At 62.8% G+C, this 17,560-nt stretch carries 12 protein-coding genes and 1 pseudogene; 5 read left to right on the top strand and 8 right to left on the bottom strand.

The window, feature by feature from the left end; genetic code table 11:
* A partial coding sequence (locus VKR55_RS13670) for a glycosyltransferase family 4 protein (RefSeq protein ID WP_324404063.1) occupies positions 1-748 on the top strand: 748 nt, incomplete at its 5' end.
* Here the strand turns inward: VKR55_RS13670 and VKR55_RS13675 are convergent.
* From VKR55_RS13675 to waaF, 3 genes are all read right to left on the bottom strand, one after another.
* The gene (locus VKR55_RS13675) at positions 730-1,257 is read right to left on the bottom strand and encodes an HAD family hydrolase (RefSeq protein ID WP_324404065.1); all 528 of its coding nucleotides are present in this window, start codon (positions 1,255-1,257) and stop codon (positions 730-732) included. The genes VKR55_RS13670 and VKR55_RS13675 overlap by 19 nt on opposite strands.
* On the bottom strand, positions 1,254-1,847 hold the full coding sequence (locus VKR55_RS13680; RefSeq protein ID WP_324404067.1) for a D-sedoheptulose 7-phosphate isomerase: 594 nt from the start codon (positions 1,845-1,847) through the stop codon (positions 1,254-1,256). Before VKR55_RS13680 ends, VKR55_RS13675 begins: the two co-directional genes overlap by 4 nt.
* Positions 1,848-1,923: 76 nt before the next feature.
* Complete coding sequence (waaF, locus tag VKR55_RS13685) at positions 1,924-2,997, bottom strand: lipopolysaccharide heptosyltransferase II (protein ID WP_324404069.1); 1,074 nt, start codon at positions 2,995-2,997, stop codon at positions 1,924-1,926.
* 152 nt (positions 2,998-3,149) lie between these two features.
* Here waaF and rfaD point away from each other — a divergent pair, with 152 nt between their 5' ends.
* The 4 genes from rfaD to VKR55_RS13705 all read left to right on the top strand — a co-directional run bounded on the left by rfaD (position 3,150) and on the right by VKR55_RS13705 (position 8,920).
* Positions 3,150-4,130, top strand: a complete 981-nt coding sequence (gene rfaD / locus VKR55_RS13690) for an ADP-glyceromanno-heptose 6-epimerase (RefSeq protein ID WP_324404071.1) — start codon at positions 3,150-3,152, stop codon at positions 4,128-4,130.
* A 26-nt stretch (positions 4,131-4,156) separates the two neighbouring features.
* Complete coding sequence (gene rfaE1 / locus VKR55_RS13695; protein WP_324404073.1) at positions 4,157-5,629, top strand: D-glycero-beta-D-manno-heptose-7-phosphate kinase; 1,473 nt, start codon at positions 4,157-4,159, stop codon at positions 5,627-5,629.
* Complete coding sequence (locus VKR55_RS13700) at positions 5,626-6,912, top strand: O-antigen ligase family protein (protein ID WP_324404075.1); 1,287 nt, start codon at positions 5,626-5,628, stop codon at positions 6,910-6,912. Before rfaE1 ends, VKR55_RS13700 begins: the two co-directional genes overlap by 4 nt.
* A gap of 97 nt (positions 6,913-7,009) precedes the next feature.
* Positions 7,010-8,920, top strand: a complete 1,911-nt coding sequence (locus tag VKR55_RS13705; RefSeq protein ID WP_324404077.1) for a polysaccharide biosynthesis protein — start codon at positions 7,010-7,012, stop codon at positions 8,918-8,920.
* Between the two features lie 3 nt (positions 8,921-8,923).
* Here VKR55_RS13705 and VKR55_RS13710 read toward each other — a convergent pair whose 3' ends face one another.
* The 5 genes and pseudogenes from VKR55_RS13710 to VKR55_RS13730 all read right to left on the bottom strand — a co-directional run bounded on the left by VKR55_RS13710 (position 8,924) and on the right by VKR55_RS13730 (position 17,424).
* Positions 8,924-9,937: an MraY family glycosyltransferase gene (locus tag VKR55_RS13710; protein WP_324404079.1), complete on the bottom strand. Its 1,014-nt coding sequence runs from the start codon at positions 9,935-9,937 to the stop codon at positions 8,924-8,926.
* 110 nt (positions 9,938-10,047) lie between these two features.
* Positions 10,048-11,220, bottom strand: a complete 1,173-nt coding sequence (locus tag VKR55_RS13715; protein ID WP_324404159.1) for a glycosyltransferase family 4 protein — start codon at positions 11,218-11,220, stop codon at positions 10,048-10,050.
* Between the two features lie 114 nt (positions 11,221-11,334).
* Positions 11,335-12,468 (bottom strand): annotated as a pseudogene (locus VKR55_RS13720) (glycosyltransferase family 4 protein); the annotation flags it as partial.
* 4 nt (positions 12,469-12,472) lie between these two features.
* The gene (locus VKR55_RS13725) at positions 12,473-13,837 is read right to left on the bottom strand and encodes a hypothetical protein (RefSeq protein ID WP_324404081.1); all 1,365 of its coding nucleotides are present in this window, start codon (positions 13,835-13,837) and stop codon (positions 12,473-12,475) included.
* Positions 13,838-14,760: 923 nt separating this feature from the next.
* The gene (locus VKR55_RS13730) at positions 14,761-17,424 is read right to left on the bottom strand and encodes an NF038122 family metalloprotease (RefSeq protein WP_324404083.1); all 2,664 of its coding nucleotides are present in this window, start codon (positions 17,422-17,424) and stop codon (positions 14,761-14,763) included.
* Between the last annotated feature and the right edge of the window lie 136 nt (positions 17,425-17,560).

The raw sequence follows: 17,560 nt of genomic DNA on the forward strand, positions 1-17,560 counted from the left end.
GGCGGGGCAGCGCCATCACAAACGGCTCACGCGATGGCTGATCAGCAAGATGGATGCGATCATCGCGACGTCGGATGCGTCGGCGTCGTATCTGAAGCGCGACGCGACCGTCATTCCGCACGGCGTCGACACCGATATCTACGCGCCGCCGCAGGATCGCGCGGCGGCGTTTGCGGAAAGCGGATTGCCGGGGCGTTACGCCATCGGCTGCTTCGGACGCATCCGTTCGCAAAAGGGAAGTGACGTTTTTGTCGATGCGATGTGCCGGTTGCTGCCGCGTTATCCGGATTTCACCGCCGTCATGGTCGGCGCGATCGTGGCGGAACAGGTGGGCTTTGCCAACGATTTGAAAAGACGCATCGAAGCGGCGGGGCTCACCTCGCGCATCGTCATCACGGGCGAACTCGACATCGAAGAGGTCCAGCGTTGGTACCAGCGCCTCACCATCTATGCCTTTACCTCGCGCAACGAAGGCTTTGGCTTGACGCTGATCGAAGCGATGGCGGCAGGCGTTGCGCTCGTCGCCGCGCGCGCGGGCGCGGCGGAACTGGTGGTCGACGACGGCATCACGGGCGTGCTGGTTCCGGCGGGCGATGCCAACGCGCTCGCCGCGGCGCTTGAGCCGTTGATGCGCGATGTCGCGGCGGCGAGCGCGATGGGCGCGCAGGCGCGGCAGCGCGTGTTGGAAAAGTTCAGCCTCGATGCGGAGGCGCGGGCGATCGCGGAGGTCTATGGGCGGCTGGTCTGAGCCATCACGCCGGCCACGAAGGCATCGAGATCGCCGCCCTCGAACAGGAATCCCGGCAGGCCCGCGGCCTGTCCGGCCTCGATGTCGCTCGGGCGGTCGCCGATCACAAAGCTGCCTTCGCGGCGCACGGGCCAGTGCTGCATCAGGTCGAGGATCATACCAGGCGCAGGTTTGCGCCAGTGATGGTCCTCCAGATAGCCGGCCACCGTTCCTTCGGGATGGTGCGGGCAATAGCGGAGGTCGTCGATGCGCGCGCCCAGCGCCAACAGCTCCGCGCACATCCAGTCGTGCAGATGGTTGAGCTCTTGTTCGGTGAAGAAGCCGCGTGCGACGCCGGACTGGTTGGTGAACAGGAACACGAAATAGCCGGCGTCGTTCAGCCGACGGATCGCCCTGGCGGCGTTGGGCATCCAGCGGATGCGCTCTTTCGTGCCCATATAGCCGTCGTCATGATTGATGACGCCGTCGCGGTCGAGGAAGGCGGCGGGCCTTTGCAGCGTCGCGTTCACGTCCCGCTCATTAGCGTCTGCTCGATAGCGTCGCAAATGCCGTGCGCCACGGCGAGATGGATTTGCTGGATCACCGGCGTGTCGTCGCTGGGCGCTACCAACAGGTGATCGCAGAGCCCGCGCATGGCTTCCCCCTTGGGACCGGTGAAGCCGATCGTCACCAGGCCGTGCTCGCGCGCCTTGCGCAATGCTGCGAGGATGTTGGCCGAGCGCCCCGAGGTGGAGAGCGCGAGCAGCACGTCGCCGCGCCGGCCCAACCCCTCGACCTGGCGGGAAAACACCTGCTCGTAGCCGTAGTCATTGGCGATCGCGGTCAGCGCGGACGTATCCGTCGTGAGCGCGATGGCCGCGTAAGCCGGCCGGTCCTTTTTGTAGCGGCCTGTGATTTCGGCGGCGATATGCTGCGCGTCGCCGGCGCTGCCGCCATTGCCGACCAGCAGCAGCTTGTTGCCGGCACGAAGCGCCGCAATCGAGACGTCCGCGATTTTCCGCGCGGTCGCGAGCATCGATGCATCCCGTGTGGCGCGCTCGAACGCAGCGAGCGATTGCTTGAGATGAACGCCGATGAAGTCCTTCGAATCCTGGCTCACGATCGCGACTCACTTGGCAAGGGTATGCTGCAACGCCTTGGTAATGACGGCGCTGCGTCGGCGCAAGGCGCGATCATCAATGCACGATCCGGCCGCCGGCCTGATCGAGCAGACGCCGTGCAATCTCCACCACATGGGACGGTGGAATGTCGCGCATGCAGCGGTGATCGTTCATGGTGCAGACGGTTCGCTGGCAGGGCTGGCAGGCAAGCTGCGTTTTGGTCTGCACGGTCGCCGCAAGCCCGTTCAGGGGCGCCCACAGATAGGGGCTGGTGGGCCCGAAAATACCCATCGTCGGCGTGCCCAAGGCAGCCGCGATGTGCATGAGACCGGAGTCGTTACAGATCGCGACATCGGCGGCGGCCATCGCCAGGATGCCATTGCGGACATCGACGCCGCCCGTGAGATCGCGGACGCGTGGCCCGCCGATCGCCACGATCTCCTGCGCCAGCGCCTTTTCGCCGGGGCCGCCGACGACCCAGACGTCGAGGTTCTGTTCCGCCAGAAGCTTTGCCGCCTCGCCGTAATAGGTCCAGCGCTTGGAGGCGCCGACCGAGCCCGGCGCCAGCGCGACCGCCGCGCCGGAGCCGAGCTGCTGGGTCTTTCGCCAGCGCGCGACCTCGTCCGCGGCAACGGCGAGCTGCGGCACCGGCCATTCCGGGGGGAGGGGCGCCTTGTCCGGCAGCGCCAGCGCGGCGTTCTTGTCGATGAAGCGGGGCAGGGCCTTTTCGCCCCAGCGCCAGTGATTGATCAGCCCGAATCGCGCTTCTCCGACGAAGCCGATCCGTTCCGGAATCCTGGCGAGCGCCGGGGCAATAGCGGATTTCCAGGTCCGTGGAAGAACCAGAGCCGTGCCATAGCCCCGCACCCTCAGGAGCGCGGCCAGCCCCCATTGCTTGGCCAGCGCCAGCCGACTCCGGGGCAGATCCCACACGATCCCCGCCCGCACCCCGGGCATGTAATCAACCAACGGGGCGCAGAGCGTGGTGGTCAGAAGGTCGATCGGCCGGTTCGGCCAACGCTGCTTCAGCACGCGCACGACGGTATGCCCGCGCATGAAGTCGCCGACCCACATATAGGGCACGATCAGGATCGGACGGGTATCGTCCGAGTCTTCAACCGCTTCGGCATATTGTGAATTAATATTCATTCATTCGAGTGTTGGCTCGGCGATATATGTGGGTAGCCGCTCGCTTGGAGCAGGTAAAGTCACCAACGGTTTTCACCAAATCCGACCTGCGAAGTTGCCTGGGCGTCGGGAGTGGGGCAAAGCTGGCCCCGAAGTTCAAGGCAGGGGACGGAATGTTGCTGGTGACCGGCGGCGCCGGTTTTATCGGATCGAATGTTGTGGCCGCGTTGAACGACGCCGGTCGTGCCGATGTCGTGGTCTCCGACTTGCTCGGCCGTGACGGCAAATGGCGCAATCTGGCCAAGCGGCAGATCGCCGACTTCGTCCCGCCTGCCGAGCTCATGGCTTGGCTGGGTGGGCGGAAGCTCGATGCCGTGATCCATCTCGGCGCGAATTCGTCAACGACCGCGACCGACGGCGACGCCGTGATCGAAACCAATTTCCGCGTCTCGCTGCGGCTGCTCGATTGGTGCACGGCGCATGCGACGCCGTTGATCTACGCCTCGTCGGCCGCAACCTACGGCGACGGCGCACAAGGTTTCTCGGACGATCCATCGCTTGAAGCGCTCAAAACCCTGCGGCCGATGAACCTCTACGGCTGGAGCAAGCACCTGTTCGATCTCGTGGTCGCCGAGCGCATCGCGCATGGCGAGAAGCTGCCGCCGCAATGCGTGGGCTTGAAATTCTTCAACGTGTTCGGCCCCAACGAGTATCACAAGGGGACGATGGCAAGCGTGCTGGCGCGTCGCTTCGACGATATCAAGGCCGGCCGCCCCGTGCAATTGTTCAAGTCGCACCACGAGGGCATCGCCGATGGCGATCAGCGGCGCGATTTCATCTATGTCGACGACGTCGCGCGGGTGATGATGTGGCTGCTCGCCACGCCCACGGTTTCCGGCCTCTTCAATGTCGGAACTGGCAAGGCGCGCAGCTTCAAGGATCTGATCCTCTCGGCCTATGCCGCGCTCGGCACGAGGCCGAATATCCAATATATCGACATGCCCGAGCAGATTCGCGGCAGCTACCAGTACTTCACGCAGAGCGAGGTCGATCGGCTGCGCTCTGCCGGCTATAACGGCGGCTTCACGGTGCTGGAAGACGCGGTCGCGCGCTACGTCAGGAACTTCCTCGACGCTGCCGATCGTTTCCGCTGACGGCCGCAAGAGGAAAACGGATCCACATGTTCGATTTTGACAGCCTCGCGCATGCGATTCCAGAGAAGACGGTGCTTTGCATCGGCGATCTCATGCTCGACGAGTTCGTCTATGGCGAGGTGTCGCGGATTTCACCGGAAGCGCCGGCGCCCGTAATCGCCGCAAAGCGCAGCGAGACCAATATCGGCGGCGCCGGCAATGTCGCACGCAATATCGTCTCGCTTGGCGGACGCTGCATATTCATCGGCCTGATCGGCGAGGACGAGGCGGGTTCCAGACTGAAAGCGGAGCTTGCGCAGCACAAGGGCGTCGAGAGCGTGCTGGTCGGCGATCCGTCGCGCCCGACGACGCGGAAGGTCCGTTTCGTCTCGGAGCATTTTTCCACCCATATGCTGCGCGCGGACTGGGAGCGCGCCGTGCCGGCAGCACCCGGGATCGAGCAGAAGCTGATCGATGCGATCCTGCCACAGCTTGCCCGCGCCGACATCGTCCTGTTGTCCGACTACGCCAAGGGCGTGCTGACCGCGCGGGTGATCCGGAACGTCATCGATGCCGCGCGGAAAGCGCACAAGCGGGTGATCGTCGACCCCAAGAGCGCCAATTTTGCGATCTATCGCGGTGCGACGTTGCTCACGCCGAACCGCAAGGAATTTGCCGAAGCGACCCGCAGCCGTGCCGATTCCGACCAGGCCATCGCGGAGGCTGCGCGCGACGCCATCATCCTCGCCGATTGCGATGCGATCCTTGTGACGAAAAGCGAAGACGGCATGACGCTGGTGCCGCGCAAGGGCGAGACCATCCATGTGCCGGCGCATCCGGTCAAGGTGCGCGACGTCTCGGGCGCCGGCGATACGGTCGTTGCGGCGCTCGCGCTGGCGCTCGCCGCAGGGGCGGATTGGGAAGCGGCGTTGCGGATTTCGAGCGCGGCCGCCGCGGTCGCGGTCAGCAAGCCGGGTACCGCAACCGTAAGCGCGGCGGAGCTGCGGCGAAAGATCCTGCCGCACGCTTATCTTGCGGCGGAGGAGAAGATCGTTATCGCCGGCGGCGATCTCGAACCGCATCTTCTGGCCTGGCGCAAGCAAGGCCTGCGCATCGGCTTCACCAACGGCTGCTTCGACATTCTTCACCCCGGTCACGTCAAGGTGCTCACCGCGGCGCGCGGCGCCTGCGACCGGCTGATTGTCGGCCTCAACAGCGACGCTTCCGTCAAGCGTCTCAAGGGCGAGGGGCGTCCGGTCCAGTCTGAGGCCGCGCGCGCCGAGGTGCTGGCGGCGCTCGAAGCCGTCGATCTCGTTGCGATCTTCGAGGAGGACACTCCGCTCGGGCTGATCACCGAGATCAAGCCGAGCGTGCTGGTGAAGGGCGGCGACTACACCCGCGAAACCGTGGTCGGTCACGAGATCGTCGAGGCCTATGGCGGCGAAGTGATGCTGGTCGACATCCTGCAAGGCTTCTCGACGACGTCGCTCGTCAACCGCGCCCGCGGAGGCAAGGCGTGACTGCGGTCGCGGAAAACGCCGCACTTGCTTCGCTGACGAGGCTGGTCCGCGCACCCGCGACCTGGATCACCGCAGCCGATGTCGCCGCGATCCTGCTCGCGCTTTCGCTGCCATGGTCGACGACGCTGGTCGCGGTTTTCGCGGTCCTGATGCTGATCGCGATGGTGCCGTTCATGGATATCGAGGCACTGCTGCGGTCGCTCAAGCGTCCGATCGCAGCGGTGCCGATTACGCTGTTCGTGCTGGCGGCCGTCGGCACTCTGTGGTCGGAGGCGTCATGGGGCGAGCGGCTTTACGCGGTCGGCCCGACCGTAAAACTCCTGATGCTGCCGTTTCTGTTCCATCATTTCGAGCGCTCGGAGCGCGGGCAATCGATCTTCATGGCGTTCCTGATCTCCTGCGCGCTGCTCGCGGTGATGTCGTGGATCGTCACCTACTACCCACAATTGACCATGAAGCAGGCAGGGCATGCGTCCCGCGGCATCTTCGTCGGGGATTACATCGATCAAAGCCAGGAATTCACGCTGTGCGCCGTGGCGCTTGCCTACCCGGTGGTCAAGCTGTTGCGGGAGGGGCGGATCAGGCTCGCGCTTCTGCTCTGCGCGATCGCGTCGCTTTTTGTCCTCACCATGGCCTTCGTCATCGTTTCGCGCACCGCGCTCGTCACGATGCCGATCATGTTCGCCGTCTTCGGCCTGATGCATTTGCGCCGGCGCACCAATCTCGCGATCCTTTGCGCGACGATCGCGTTGGCCGGCCTTGCCTGGGCGGTGTCCCCGCAACTCGAGCGGACCGTGAAGACGTTCGACAGCGACTATCGGCTCTACAGCGAGCAGGGAACGTCAACCTCGATCGGTGAACGGCTGGAATACTGGAAGAAATCCCTGCGCTTCTTTGCGGACGCGCCGGTGATCGGCCACGGCACGGGTTCGACTCGCTCACTGTTCGAGCAGGTCGCCGCTGGTCCGGCCGACCATGCATCGGCGCGGATCATCAGCAACCCGCACAACCAGACCCTCAATGTCGCCGTGCAATGGGGAATTGTCGGGGTCGTGCTGCTTTATGCGATGTGGATCCTGCATCTCCTCGCGTTTCGCGGCGAGACGCTCGCCCACTGGATCGGCCTCCTCGTCGTGGTGCAGAACATCTTCACCTCGCTCTTCAACTCGCATCTGTTCGATTTTCACGAGGGCTGGATGTATGTGCTTGGGGTTGGGGTCGCCGGCGGCATGGTGCTAAGAGCGCACGCGGCCGGTTCGGTCGAGCAGGACTGCGGTTCCTGAACGGGGCCCGGCGCTGGCAACGGAAGGCGAGATGGGCTATCAGCGAGGCCGGAACGTTGTCGAAAATCTCGGATTTTTACTGTCAATTGGTCGTTGAATGACGCGTTTCTCGCATCTCACCCCGCGCAATTTCCTGATTGCCCTGCACGACGTTATCGCGACCGCGCTGGCGTTCTTTGCGGCGTTCTATCTGCGCTTTGACGGGGGCGCGGAGTTTTACGATCGCATTCCGCTGCTCTCGCAGATCCTGCCGTATTTCCTCGTCCTCAGCGTCGTCGTTTCCTACGTCTTCAATCTCACCACCACCAAGTGGCGGTTCACCTCGCTTCCCGATGCCCTCAACATCCTGCGGGTCGCGACCGTCATGACCCTCGCCTTGCTCGTGCTCGACTACATCCTGGTCGCGCCCAACGTCCGCGGCGCCTACTTTGTCGGCAAGGTGACGATCGTCCTGTTCTGGTTCCTGGAAGTATCCTTCCTCGGGGCGTTGCGCTTTGCCTATCGCTATTTCCGCTACACGCGCGTACGCCGCCATGCACGGGTGGAGGAGGCCGCGCCTACGCTTCTGATCGGGCGCGCCGCGGACGCGGAAATCCTGTTGCGCGGCATCGAGAGCGGCGCGGTCAAGCACATCTGGCCGGTCGGCCTGTTGTCGCCGTCGTCCGCCGATCAGGGCCAGCTGATCCGCAATCTCCCCGTGCTCGGCGGGGTCGATGACGTCGAGGACGTGATCCAGGATTTTGGCCGGCGCAACAAGTCGATCGCGCGCGTGCTGATGATGCCGTCGGCGTTCGAGCCCGACGCCCATCCGGAGTCGGTCCTGATGCGGGCCAAGCGGCTCGGTCTGATCGTCAGTCGGCTGCCGTCGCTCGAGGGCGGCGAGGCGCCGCGGCTGGCGCCGGTCGCGGTCGAGGATCTGCTGCTGCGGCCGAGCGAGAACATCGACTATGCGCGTCTCGAGGCCCTGGTGAAGGGCAAGGCGGTCATCGTTACCGGTGGCGGCGGCTCGATCGGCTCGGAGGTTTGCCATCGTGTCGTGACCTTCGGCGCGGCGCGGCTGTTGGTGATCGAGAACTCCGAACCCGCGCTGTATGCCGTCACCGAGGCGCTGATTGCGCTTGGCTCCGGCGCCGTCATCGACGGCCGGATCGCCGATATCCGCGACCGGGATCGTGTCCTGCGGCTCATGAAGGAGTTCAAGCCCGATCTCGTGTTCCACGCCGCGGCGCTGAAACACGTGCCGATCCTCGAGCGCGACTGGAGCGAGGGCGTGAAGACCAATATCTTCGGATCGATCAACGTCGCCGACGCCGCGCTCGCGGCCGGCGCCGAGGCGATGGTGATGATCTCGACCGACAAGGCGATCGAGCCTGTCTCGATGCTGGGCCTGACCAAGCGCTTTGCCGAGATGTATTGCCAGGCGCTCGACAACGAGCTTGCCGCGAAACCGGGAAGCAAGCGGCCGATGCGGCTGATCTCCGTGCGTTTCGGCAATGTGCTCGCTTCGAACGGATCGGTGGTGCCGAAGTTCAAGGCGCAGATCGAGGCGGGCGGGCCGGTCACCGTCACCCATCCCGACATGGTCCGCTACTTCATGACCATCCGCGAGGCCTGCGATCTCGTGATCACGGCCGCCACCCACGCGCTGGGCGGAGAGCGCGGGCACGTCTCGGTCTATGTGCTGAACATGGGACAGCCGATCAAGATCGTCGACCTTGCCGAGCGCATGATCCGCCTTTCCGGCCTGCAGCCCGGCCACGACATCGAGATCGTGTTCACCGGCATGCGGCCGGGCGAGCGGCTCAATGAAATCCTGTTCGCGAACGAGGAGCCTCCCGTCGAAATCGGCGTCGCGGGCATCATGGCCGCCAAGCCGAACGAGCCACCGATGCAGAATTTGACGAAATGGATCGCCGCGCTCGAGCAGGCGATCGAGAACGACGACTCGACCACAATCAAGACGATCCTGAAGGATGCCGTGCCGGAGTTCGGATCGAATGCGGCGTGAGCGTCACGCCGTTTTTTTGCGTGAGAACCGGTAGAGCAACGCGCCCACCGCGATCGATCCTGTCAGCAGCGACAGGATGTCGGTAGTTGCCGAATCAAGCTTGATCGATGTCATCGCAAGCGCCGCCAGGACGATATTCAGCGCAAAGACCTCAGCCACGATCCGCGACACCGCAATGCCGTTGTCGGTGGCGCGCTGGTAGAAATGCGTGCGGTGCGCAGCCCAGAACGGCTCGCCTCTCGCCATGCGGCGGAGCAGCGTCAAGGTCGCGTCGCCGAGATAGTAAAGCGGCAGCAGCAGGGCGGCTGCGATATAATGATGCCAGGCCAGTTGCAGCAGGCACCAGCCGAGCAACAGGCCGATCGGCAGGCTGCCGACGTCGCCGAGAAAGACTTTTGCGACCGGACGGTTGAACGGCGCAAATCCGATCATCGCGCCGCAGAGCGCGGCGGCGATGATGGTCGGCGGCAGCGGATGATCGCCAAGCCATCCGAACAGGATCAACGCGCCCGTGACCGGCACGGTCTCGGCTGCCGTCATCAGGTCGAGCCCGTCCATGAAATTCACCAGATTGACGAACCACAGGCCTGCGATCAGAAGCATGGTCCGTTCGACGGCGAGGGGCAGCCACGGCTCCAGCCGCATGGCGGCGGGCGCCGCCCATAGCACGGCGCCGACGGCTGTGGCCTGCAGCAACAGCCGCGGCACCACCGGGATCGGCCTGATATCGTCGGCAAAACCTACCAGCGCGATGAACACTGTGGCGCCAACCAGCGCGACGGGTATGGCTGAACCGTTCAGGCGCGTGCAGAGGCCGGCAACCAGCAACGTCGCCGCGATCACCGCGATGCCGGCGCCTTGCGGCGTGGGTACCTTGTGCGACGAGCGCGCGTTCGGCCGGGCGAGCGCATAGCGATGCAGCAAGGGACGCAGCAGGACGACGAGAGCGGCACAGATCAGCGCAGCCGCCGGTAACGCGAGGAGGAGGATGGTAGGATGAGAATCCGGGGCGTTCATGAAGAAAGCACAGGCGTCGTCCTTACGTGCGGCAAGGCGAGGTTCCGGTTGGGTGGTTCATGGAAGAGGGAATGGCGACCGGCCCCGTCTAGCGATGCAATCGCGCTTGTTCAAGCCACTTCCCTCAGGCTCTCCCGATGGCGAACGAGTTGACGGTGCAAGAGCCCATCCATCAAATCGCGATAGGCGCCGAGCGAGATCTGCCGTGTATAGCGTGAGGCAACCTGTGCGGCGCGCTGGCCCTTGGCCTTCGCGGCTGCAGTCTCGGAGGCCGCGAATGCGATGGTCTGGGCCAGCGCCCTGGGATCCTCCGGCTGGGTCACCCAGCCGATATTCTCTTCCTTGAGAAGGATCGCCGCCTCGGCGTCCGCCTCCGAGCAGATGATGATCGGACGGCCCACCGCAAAGATGTTGTAGATGCGGCTTGGGACCGAGACGCCAGTGTTGTTCTTGCGATAGGGAACGATCCAGACGTCGCCGGCGGCGAGGAAATTCTCGAGCTCGGAATCCGGGACGCGCTCGATCAGCGTGACGTTGGGCAGCGGAGACGCCGCCTGCATCTCCTTGATCTTGGTCCAGCCGACGCCTTCGCCCGACAGCAGGAACTTGATGTCGGGGCGATCCTTCAGGATACGGGCAGCCTCGAACACCGATACCGGATCGTGGGTGAATCCGGCGTTGCCCGACATGGCAACGACGAATTTTCCGCCGCAGGACTGGCGGAACGGATTGACTTCGCTGATCTCCCTGTGGCCCACGGACATCGTGGCCCAGTTCGGGATCAGATTGATCTTGGACGTGTTCATCTTCGGGTATTCCAGCAGCTTCGGCGCCATGTCGCGACCGATGATGACGATGGCGTCGAGCCAGCGCAGCATGGTCTTGTTGGCGGAACGAAGCCACCGCGTCAGGAACGAGGTTGCGCGCAGGAAGCCGGCCATCACCAGCGTATCCGGGTAAAGGTCGTAGATGATCAGGGCGGAGGCTGCTTTTCGTATCCGCGCGGCGAGGGTGACGGTATAGGGCAGGGTGAACGGCGTGGTGACGCTGAGCAGCACGTCCTCGCTGCGGGCGTGCTTCAGCACCGCGAAAAACACCTGCACGGAAAACAGCACCGCTGCGAAGGAGCGGGCGACCAGCGCGGATTTGCCCGGCCACCAGCTCTTGATCTCGATCACCTCGGGCTTTCCCGGCGCGAGGGGCAGCCGCGAGGCCGAGCCCGGAGCGCTTGTGATCACCATGACCGGGCCTTCGCGCGCGAGCTCCTCAGCGATCTCGGTCATGTAGCCTGACGTGGTGGATGGGAACGGCGCGTAGTGCTGGCTGACCAGCACCACCTTGCCGGGGCGCGACGGCAATGGCCTTGCTTCCCTGACGTCTGCGCCCTCGTCGCCCAGTGTCAAGCCATTGTAGAGCTGGACAATCGAGCCCCCGATGATCTTCGCTGATAACCTGTCGACCACAAGGTTGCGCGCGGCGCCGCCATAGCGCGCGCGCAGTTCTCGAGATTCGGCAAGCCGCATGATCGCGCTTGCAAGCGCCGTCGGATTTTCGATCGGAACCAGGAGCCCGGTTTCATTGTCGATCACGATCTCGCGGCAGCCTGGCGCGTCGGTCGCGATCAGTGGCCGGCCGCAGGCTGCCGCCTCCATCAGGCTGACCGGCAGGCCTTCCCGGTGCGAGGGCAGCACCGCGAGATGGCAGGTTCGCCACAGCGATACGATGTTGTCGATATGCCCGAGCCAGGTGACGCCGGGACGCTTGACCCATTGATCGACCTCGTCGAGCGACACCGAAGTCGGGTTGGCCGGGTCGGGGCTGCCTGCGATCAGCAGATTGAACTCATGCCCGCGGCTGCGCAGGATGTTGTGGGCGGCGACAAGCGCGCGAATGCCTTTGTCTGCCAGCAGGCGGCCGGCGAATCCAAGGGTGATGGGGCCGTCGGGTTCCGGCAGCGGACGCAAGGTGTCGGTGTCGACGCCGGAGCCTGGAATGAGGGTCATCCGGGTCGGCTTGATGCCGAGCGTCAGGAGCGTCGAGCGATCGTCGGGGTTCTGCACCAGCACGACGCTGTTCTTTCGATTGAGCAGCCAGGGCAGCACCCACACCATGCCCTGCCGCAACAGCCGCGTCCGCCAGTTCGCCGAGGTGAAGATATAGCCGAGCCCGGTGATCGCGTTGACCATCGGGAATTTCTTGTCGAGCGCCGCGGCCGATCCGTAGACGCAGCACTGCAGCCCCGAGTGATGGACAACGCTCGGCTTGATCGCCTTCTCGACGCGCCGGATCGCCAGCAATGTGGGGATCGCTGCGAACGGCGACAGTCCGCCGCGCCGGAACGGAATCGGGTGCAGAATGAAGCCCTCGGCTTCGATCGCTTCCGCCCCCTTGTTGACATTGGTCGCGACATGGACCTCATAACCGGCTTCGCGCGCCGCACGCGCCATCGGCAGCCGGTTGAGCAGGAAGGCGAAGTCTTCGTTCACCACGTAGAGCAATCGCCTTGGTGCAGCGGAGTCCGGGGCTGTCATCGGTTCACGAAGCTTTGGCAGTACGCGAGACAAAACGGGTTGCGGCCAGCAACATAGCAGCCAGAACGGGGGCTAGCAGCAGCCCGCCGGAAAATAAAGCGATATTCAGGGCGGTGGTGATCAGCGTGAGCACGCCCCAGAAGGTCGCGCCCAGAACGGCGATGGCGGCGACCGATTTGCCCTTTGCCAGGAAACTGAGGTCGATCGCGCGGCAGATCAGGCCGGCCACGATGCTGTAGACGAAGACACCGGCATAGGCGAAGTCGGCCCAGGCATCCGCGATGAAGAGCGTGGGTGCCGTGACGTTGGGATCACCGGTCCAGGTCATCGCCACCAGGCTGAAGCTCGGGACATAAGGCACTCCCATCAGGATGGCGATCGGCCGGATATTGGTTCCCCACATGAAGGGATGAAGGTGTGGAAAGACGGCGAAGTTTTGCAGCAGCGTCTCATTCTCGACCTCGAAAACGCGCGCATAGGCGACTTCCAGGATCGATTGGTCTTCCGAGATGACGAGACGGGTAGTCGCATAGATGACGACAGCAACGACAGCTGCCCCAAGAAGCAGGGTTCTCCCCGACAGTCGATTGGTGAGCATCAGCAGCGCCGCCAACAAAAGCTGAATAAGGAAAAATGCCTCAGGCGCCCTAGCAAGGTTCTCCATCTTTCCAAGCATCGTGACTAGTAGTAATAGCGTCGTCGCAAGCAACAAAGGCCAGGACCGCTTCACCCAACCGGCCAATAGTCCCCAAATGACGAACATCGGGGCAACGGCTCCAAGCACTACGCGATAAGCATAGTTGGGACTGCCGCCGAATTTTGCCCGGAACAGGTTTCGCGCGGCATCATCGGCCTTGATGGCGAAGAAATCCTGGATGGTGCGGACGTGATGCTCCGAAATCGAGATGGTGATCATGAAGAGGAACAGCACGACAATCGCCGCGAGCAGCAGGCGATGATCATGAAGCTCATCATGGAGCGGTTGGGCATCCCAGCCGCGCACGGCCGCCTCGGCGGCGGCCGCTCGCGCAGGGACCAGCCTGTTAACCAGCTCAATGCCGGCCATGATGCCCAAATACATAACGGCCACCGCGAAATTCACGGCGACGATGACCGCATCGATGTCAGGCACCTTTTCCCTGATCGGCGGCAACGCGAAACGCGGCATGACATGCATGCCCAAGAGGCGCAGCAGAAAGGCGTGCTCACCGGACGACAGCGTAAAGCTCAGCACCGCCGGCCCGTAGACGAGCAATAGCGAAATCAACAGCATGCTCGCGGTGGTGACCAGAGGCCGCAACCGCAAGAAAAGATAAAGCGCAGCCGCACACATGGCGCAGGTCGCGGCGGTGTAGCTCAGAAGCAACATCTTCAATCCGTGTAGAACATCAACGGCAATCCGCGGTGGCCAGGCAGTCGGCGAAGGGCTCCAGGATGCGCGAAGCTTTCATGGCCTTGTAGCGCGCCTGCATGAAAGCGAGCGAAAAATAGTAGGATTTTCAGCGATTTTGTCCGACAAAACTGCTTGGTTACTGATCGACTGATGTGCTAGTCGGCTCGCAATTGGCTGTCGAATTTCGGAGGCGCGTGCAGATTGCGCCCAATGTTCGGCTGCCGTCGGAGGGCGGTAGTTCCGGTGCTGATCCCTCTTGCATTCCCAGCATAAGTGAGGCCCCTTTTGATTTGGGACTGGCCCGATTTGGACCCAGGTGTACTGTCATTTGCATGCGCGCTTTTGCAGTCTTGCTGGTTTGCTTGGCCACGGGAGCCTGCTCTCCCGTTTCGGACCCGGCGCCCTTTCTCGATGCAGGGCAGCCGCCTAATCCAACTCAGCTGACGGCAGGCCTTGCAGCTGGCGTCAGAGATTCTCACTTCGGTCCGCCCATCGAAGTGACTGACGTCTATAGAGCGCCCCCAAGTTCGACGCCGCCATGGATGGCCTGCGTCAGAAGCGGAAGTTCCGATGAAGCAAGGCGGTTTACTTACTCGGTCTTCTATGGGAAGGACGGCTCGTACGTGCAATCACGCCCTTCGGTCTACATGGATAGCTGCCTGCAACAGCCGTACCATTCCTATCAGTGAGCAGGCTAACTCCGTAGTTGTCCGGGCGTGACGAGCGCTGCTTTTGGCTAAGCCTCCGACCCTCAGCACAGCAGCGAAAGTGTGCCTCACATCAGAAAGATCTGGATTGCCGGTCTTGAGTATCCGTCAGCGGCGGCCATAGTAGCGCGGACCATCTTCTTTTTGATCCAATCACCCTTCTTCGAGTGATCCTACCGTAACCAGGCCTTTCTAAACGAAATGAAAGTCGCTCTGGTGCGCCAAAAGCTGTGCGGTCGTGACGTGCTGCAGCGTGATCGTGTCGTGTGCAGCATCGGTGATCACGGCGTTGCCGGACGCATCGTCATGGATTGACGCCAGGAGTGCAGCCATATTGGCAAATACGCTTTTGCTGAATTCCAGCGTGTCGGTGGCAGGTGCAAAATTGGTGACGCTGAGCTGGCCGAAGTTTGGTGCGAACACGAATGTATCATGCGCCGTCGAATTGAAAACCTGACTTGAGCTTTGGCCGGGCGCCGCAGCGGCGACGACCAGCGTACCGCCAGAACCGTCGTCGGCAAAATGGAAGCTGTTTTGCGAATACTGGCCAAGGAAATGAAGCGCGACGGTTGTCGGGCCGTCGGTTATCGACAAGGTATCGGAGGTGCTGTCGAAGGTCGACTGAAGAGCCTTGAAATTGAATCCGTGCAGATCGATCTTGTCGGATCCTGCAAGCGTGCCGTCGCCAGTGAACCCGACGATCTGTCCAGAGAACGTGGAGGGCTGCTCAAGGTTCAGGGTGGTTCCATCGAAGATCGCTTGCGCTGATACTGTGGCAGAAGGTATCGGTAGCTGCGTTTCAGCTGCGGCGGCTGCCGGCATCTGCGCTGCGGGCGCGGCGGCTGCCAGATTCTGGTGGGAGAGCGCCTCGAACTGCTGGGCGACGGGATCGCTCAGCGGCACGAGCCCGCTCAGGTTGGCGGTGTAGTTGCCGTTGCTGTCCGTCGACCAGAACGTGTACTCGTCGGCGCCCGGGATTTTCCACGCGATTTCGTAGCCAGTAGCAGTCTGGATCGCACCAACAGGGACTATGTTGCCGAACTCGCCGATTGTCACCGGCGCCCCGCCATATGTCAGTTCCGGCCCAGACCCGTTGGTGTAGATGTAGTAGTTGTCGGCGATCTGCAGCAGGTCGGTCGAGCCGTTAGCTTGGATCAGGGCTGCGGTGACGCCAATTGTGCCATCGCCATTCAGGTCCTTGCCGAAAAGGGACTCCACTGATTCCACGGCAAAGTCTGTGCCGGGTACGAGGCCCGTAAGGTTTGCAGTGAAATTGCCGTTCTTGTCGACCGACCAAAATGTGAACTCGTCGGCACCCGGTATTTCCCAGACGATCTCATAGCCGGAAGCAGTCTGGATCGCGCCAATCGGTGTGATGTTGCCGAATTCGCCGGCCGTCACCGGCGCGCCGCCATATTTCAGTTCGGGCCCAGACCCGTTGATGTAGATGTAGTAATTATTGGCAATCTGCAGAAAGTCGGTCGATCCGGCGGCCTGGATCAGTGCCGACGTGACACCAATGGTCCCATCGCCGTTGAGGTCTTGGCCGAAGATTGTCTCCTCTGACTCCACAGCAAAGCTGGTGCCGACCACCAGGCCTGTAACGTTTCCCGTGTAGTTTCCGTTGGCGTCAGTGGTCCAGAATGTAAACTGGTTCGTGCCTGGTATCTTCCAGGCGACGTCGTAGCCGGTCGAGGTCTGGATTGCGCCGATCGGGACGATGCTGCCAAACTCGCCGACCGTTACTGGCGCGCCGCCATATTTCAGCTCGGGGCCGGTCAGGGTGCTTGCATTGTCGAGATAGTACGAATTCCCCACTTGAACGAGGCTGGTCGTGCCATCGGTCTGTATCAACGTGGACGGGGTCGCGGTTACGTTAAATCCCAAGGCATCGAGCATCTGCAGGTCGACGGCCGTCAACTGCTGAAGCGTGCTGCCTGTATAGATCTCGTTGAACGGGTCGTTCGGGGTCAGGTTGCTGTAGGGCGGTCCAAGCTGGTCGGGGCCGGGATTGAGGAAATCGCTGGGGTCCGAATAGATGCCGAAATCGGCCAGCTTCGTATTGCCGCCGTCCAGCGAGAAATAGGAAGCCGATGCCGGGATATTGCCCGAGAACAGGCGCACGCCTGCGCTCGTAAAGCGATAGAACTCGAAAATGTCAGGTTGCGCGCCGCTGTAGGGCACGCGGCCCATGGCATGGGTCAACTCGTGCAGCGCAACGCCGACCAGCAGGTTCGGATTGATGTCGGTCGCAAAGGTAGCGCTGCCGTCATCTGTCGTCGTGTCGTTGGGGCCGAGCAACCCCCACGCCTTCAATTGGGCGTTCCAGACTGCGACCTGCGATTGACCCTGGATCGTCGATCCCGACGGCAACGAATTGAAGGTCGTGTCGCCGGGCGCGGCATGGCTAATCAGGTCGGCCACGACCGTTGAATAGGGAACGAATTGTCCATTGTCTGGTCCAGCAGCGGCGCCGCCGCCGGTTCCGCTGTAATCGATGTTGAGGTTCACCGTGATCGGATCGGTGATCGTCGCCGCCAAAATCGACGCGGCCTCTTCGATACCAGCGCGGAAGCTCGCAGGCGCGGCCATCGCGGCCGCATCGAACTCGAGATTGATCGTGAAGCCGCTGCCGGTGGCGGCCGTCACCGGAACGACGGATCCAGGTCCGCCGGGTCCATTCTGGGCGGCCTGAGCCTCGTGTGATTCCGCTGGAAGTGTCGGAGTGGGCGAAACCTGTGGCTGATGGCCGCCAGAGCCGCGTACCAAGGAAAAGAAATTGAAAAAGGGTGAGGAATCGGCCCCACCGGAGTCGTCAAAAGGGTCGTACGGGTCGCCCGGGTTCTTAAACTTCATGGCTCGGTATCTTGGCGACGTGCTTCAAGGCCGGTTCCACACCTGACACATGCGCTGTTGAAACAGCTAATGGTAGAAGGCGCCCCACAGCACCTTGAAGGGCCGAATCAAGAAATATCATAGCTTGCCCTTTCCA

This window comes from Bradyrhizobium sp. (genome assembly GCF_035309285.1).
Classification (GTDB): domain Bacteria; phylum Pseudomonadota; class Alphaproteobacteria; order Rhizobiales; family Xanthobacteraceae; genus Bradyrhizobium.

Excerpts from the sequence above, each read along its gene's own strand:
- waaF (WP_324404069.1), bottom strand. The coding sequence starts at position 2,997 with ATGAATATTAATTCACAATATGCCGAAGCGGTTGAAGACTCGGACGAT.
- rfaD (WP_324404071.1), top strand. The coding sequence starts at position 3,150 with ATGTTGCTGGTGACCGGCGGCGCCGGTTTTATCGGATCGAATGTTGTG.
- rfaE1 (WP_324404073.1), top strand. The coding sequence starts at position 4,157 with ATGTTCGATTTTGACAGCCTCGCGCATGCGATTCCAGAGAAGACGGTG.
- VKR55_RS13705 (WP_324404077.1), top strand. The coding sequence starts at position 7,010 with ATGACGCGTTTCTCGCATCTCACCCCGCGCAATTTCCTGATTGCCCTG.
- VKR55_RS13710 (WP_324404079.1), bottom strand. The coding sequence starts at position 9,937 with ATGAACGCCCCGGATTCTCATCCTACCATCCTCCTCCTCGCGTTACCG.
- VKR55_RS13715 (WP_324404159.1), bottom strand. The coding sequence starts at position 11,220 with ATGACCGAGATCGCTGAGGAGCTCGCGCGCGAAGGCCCGGTCATGGTG.
- VKR55_RS13725 (WP_324404081.1), bottom strand. The coding sequence starts at position 13,837 with ATGTTGCTTCTGAGCTACACCGCCGCGACCTGCGCCATGTGTGCGGCT.
- VKR55_RS13730 (WP_324404083.1), bottom strand. The coding sequence starts at position 17,424 with ATGAAGTTTAAGAACCCGGGCGACCCGTACGACCCTTTTGACGACTCC.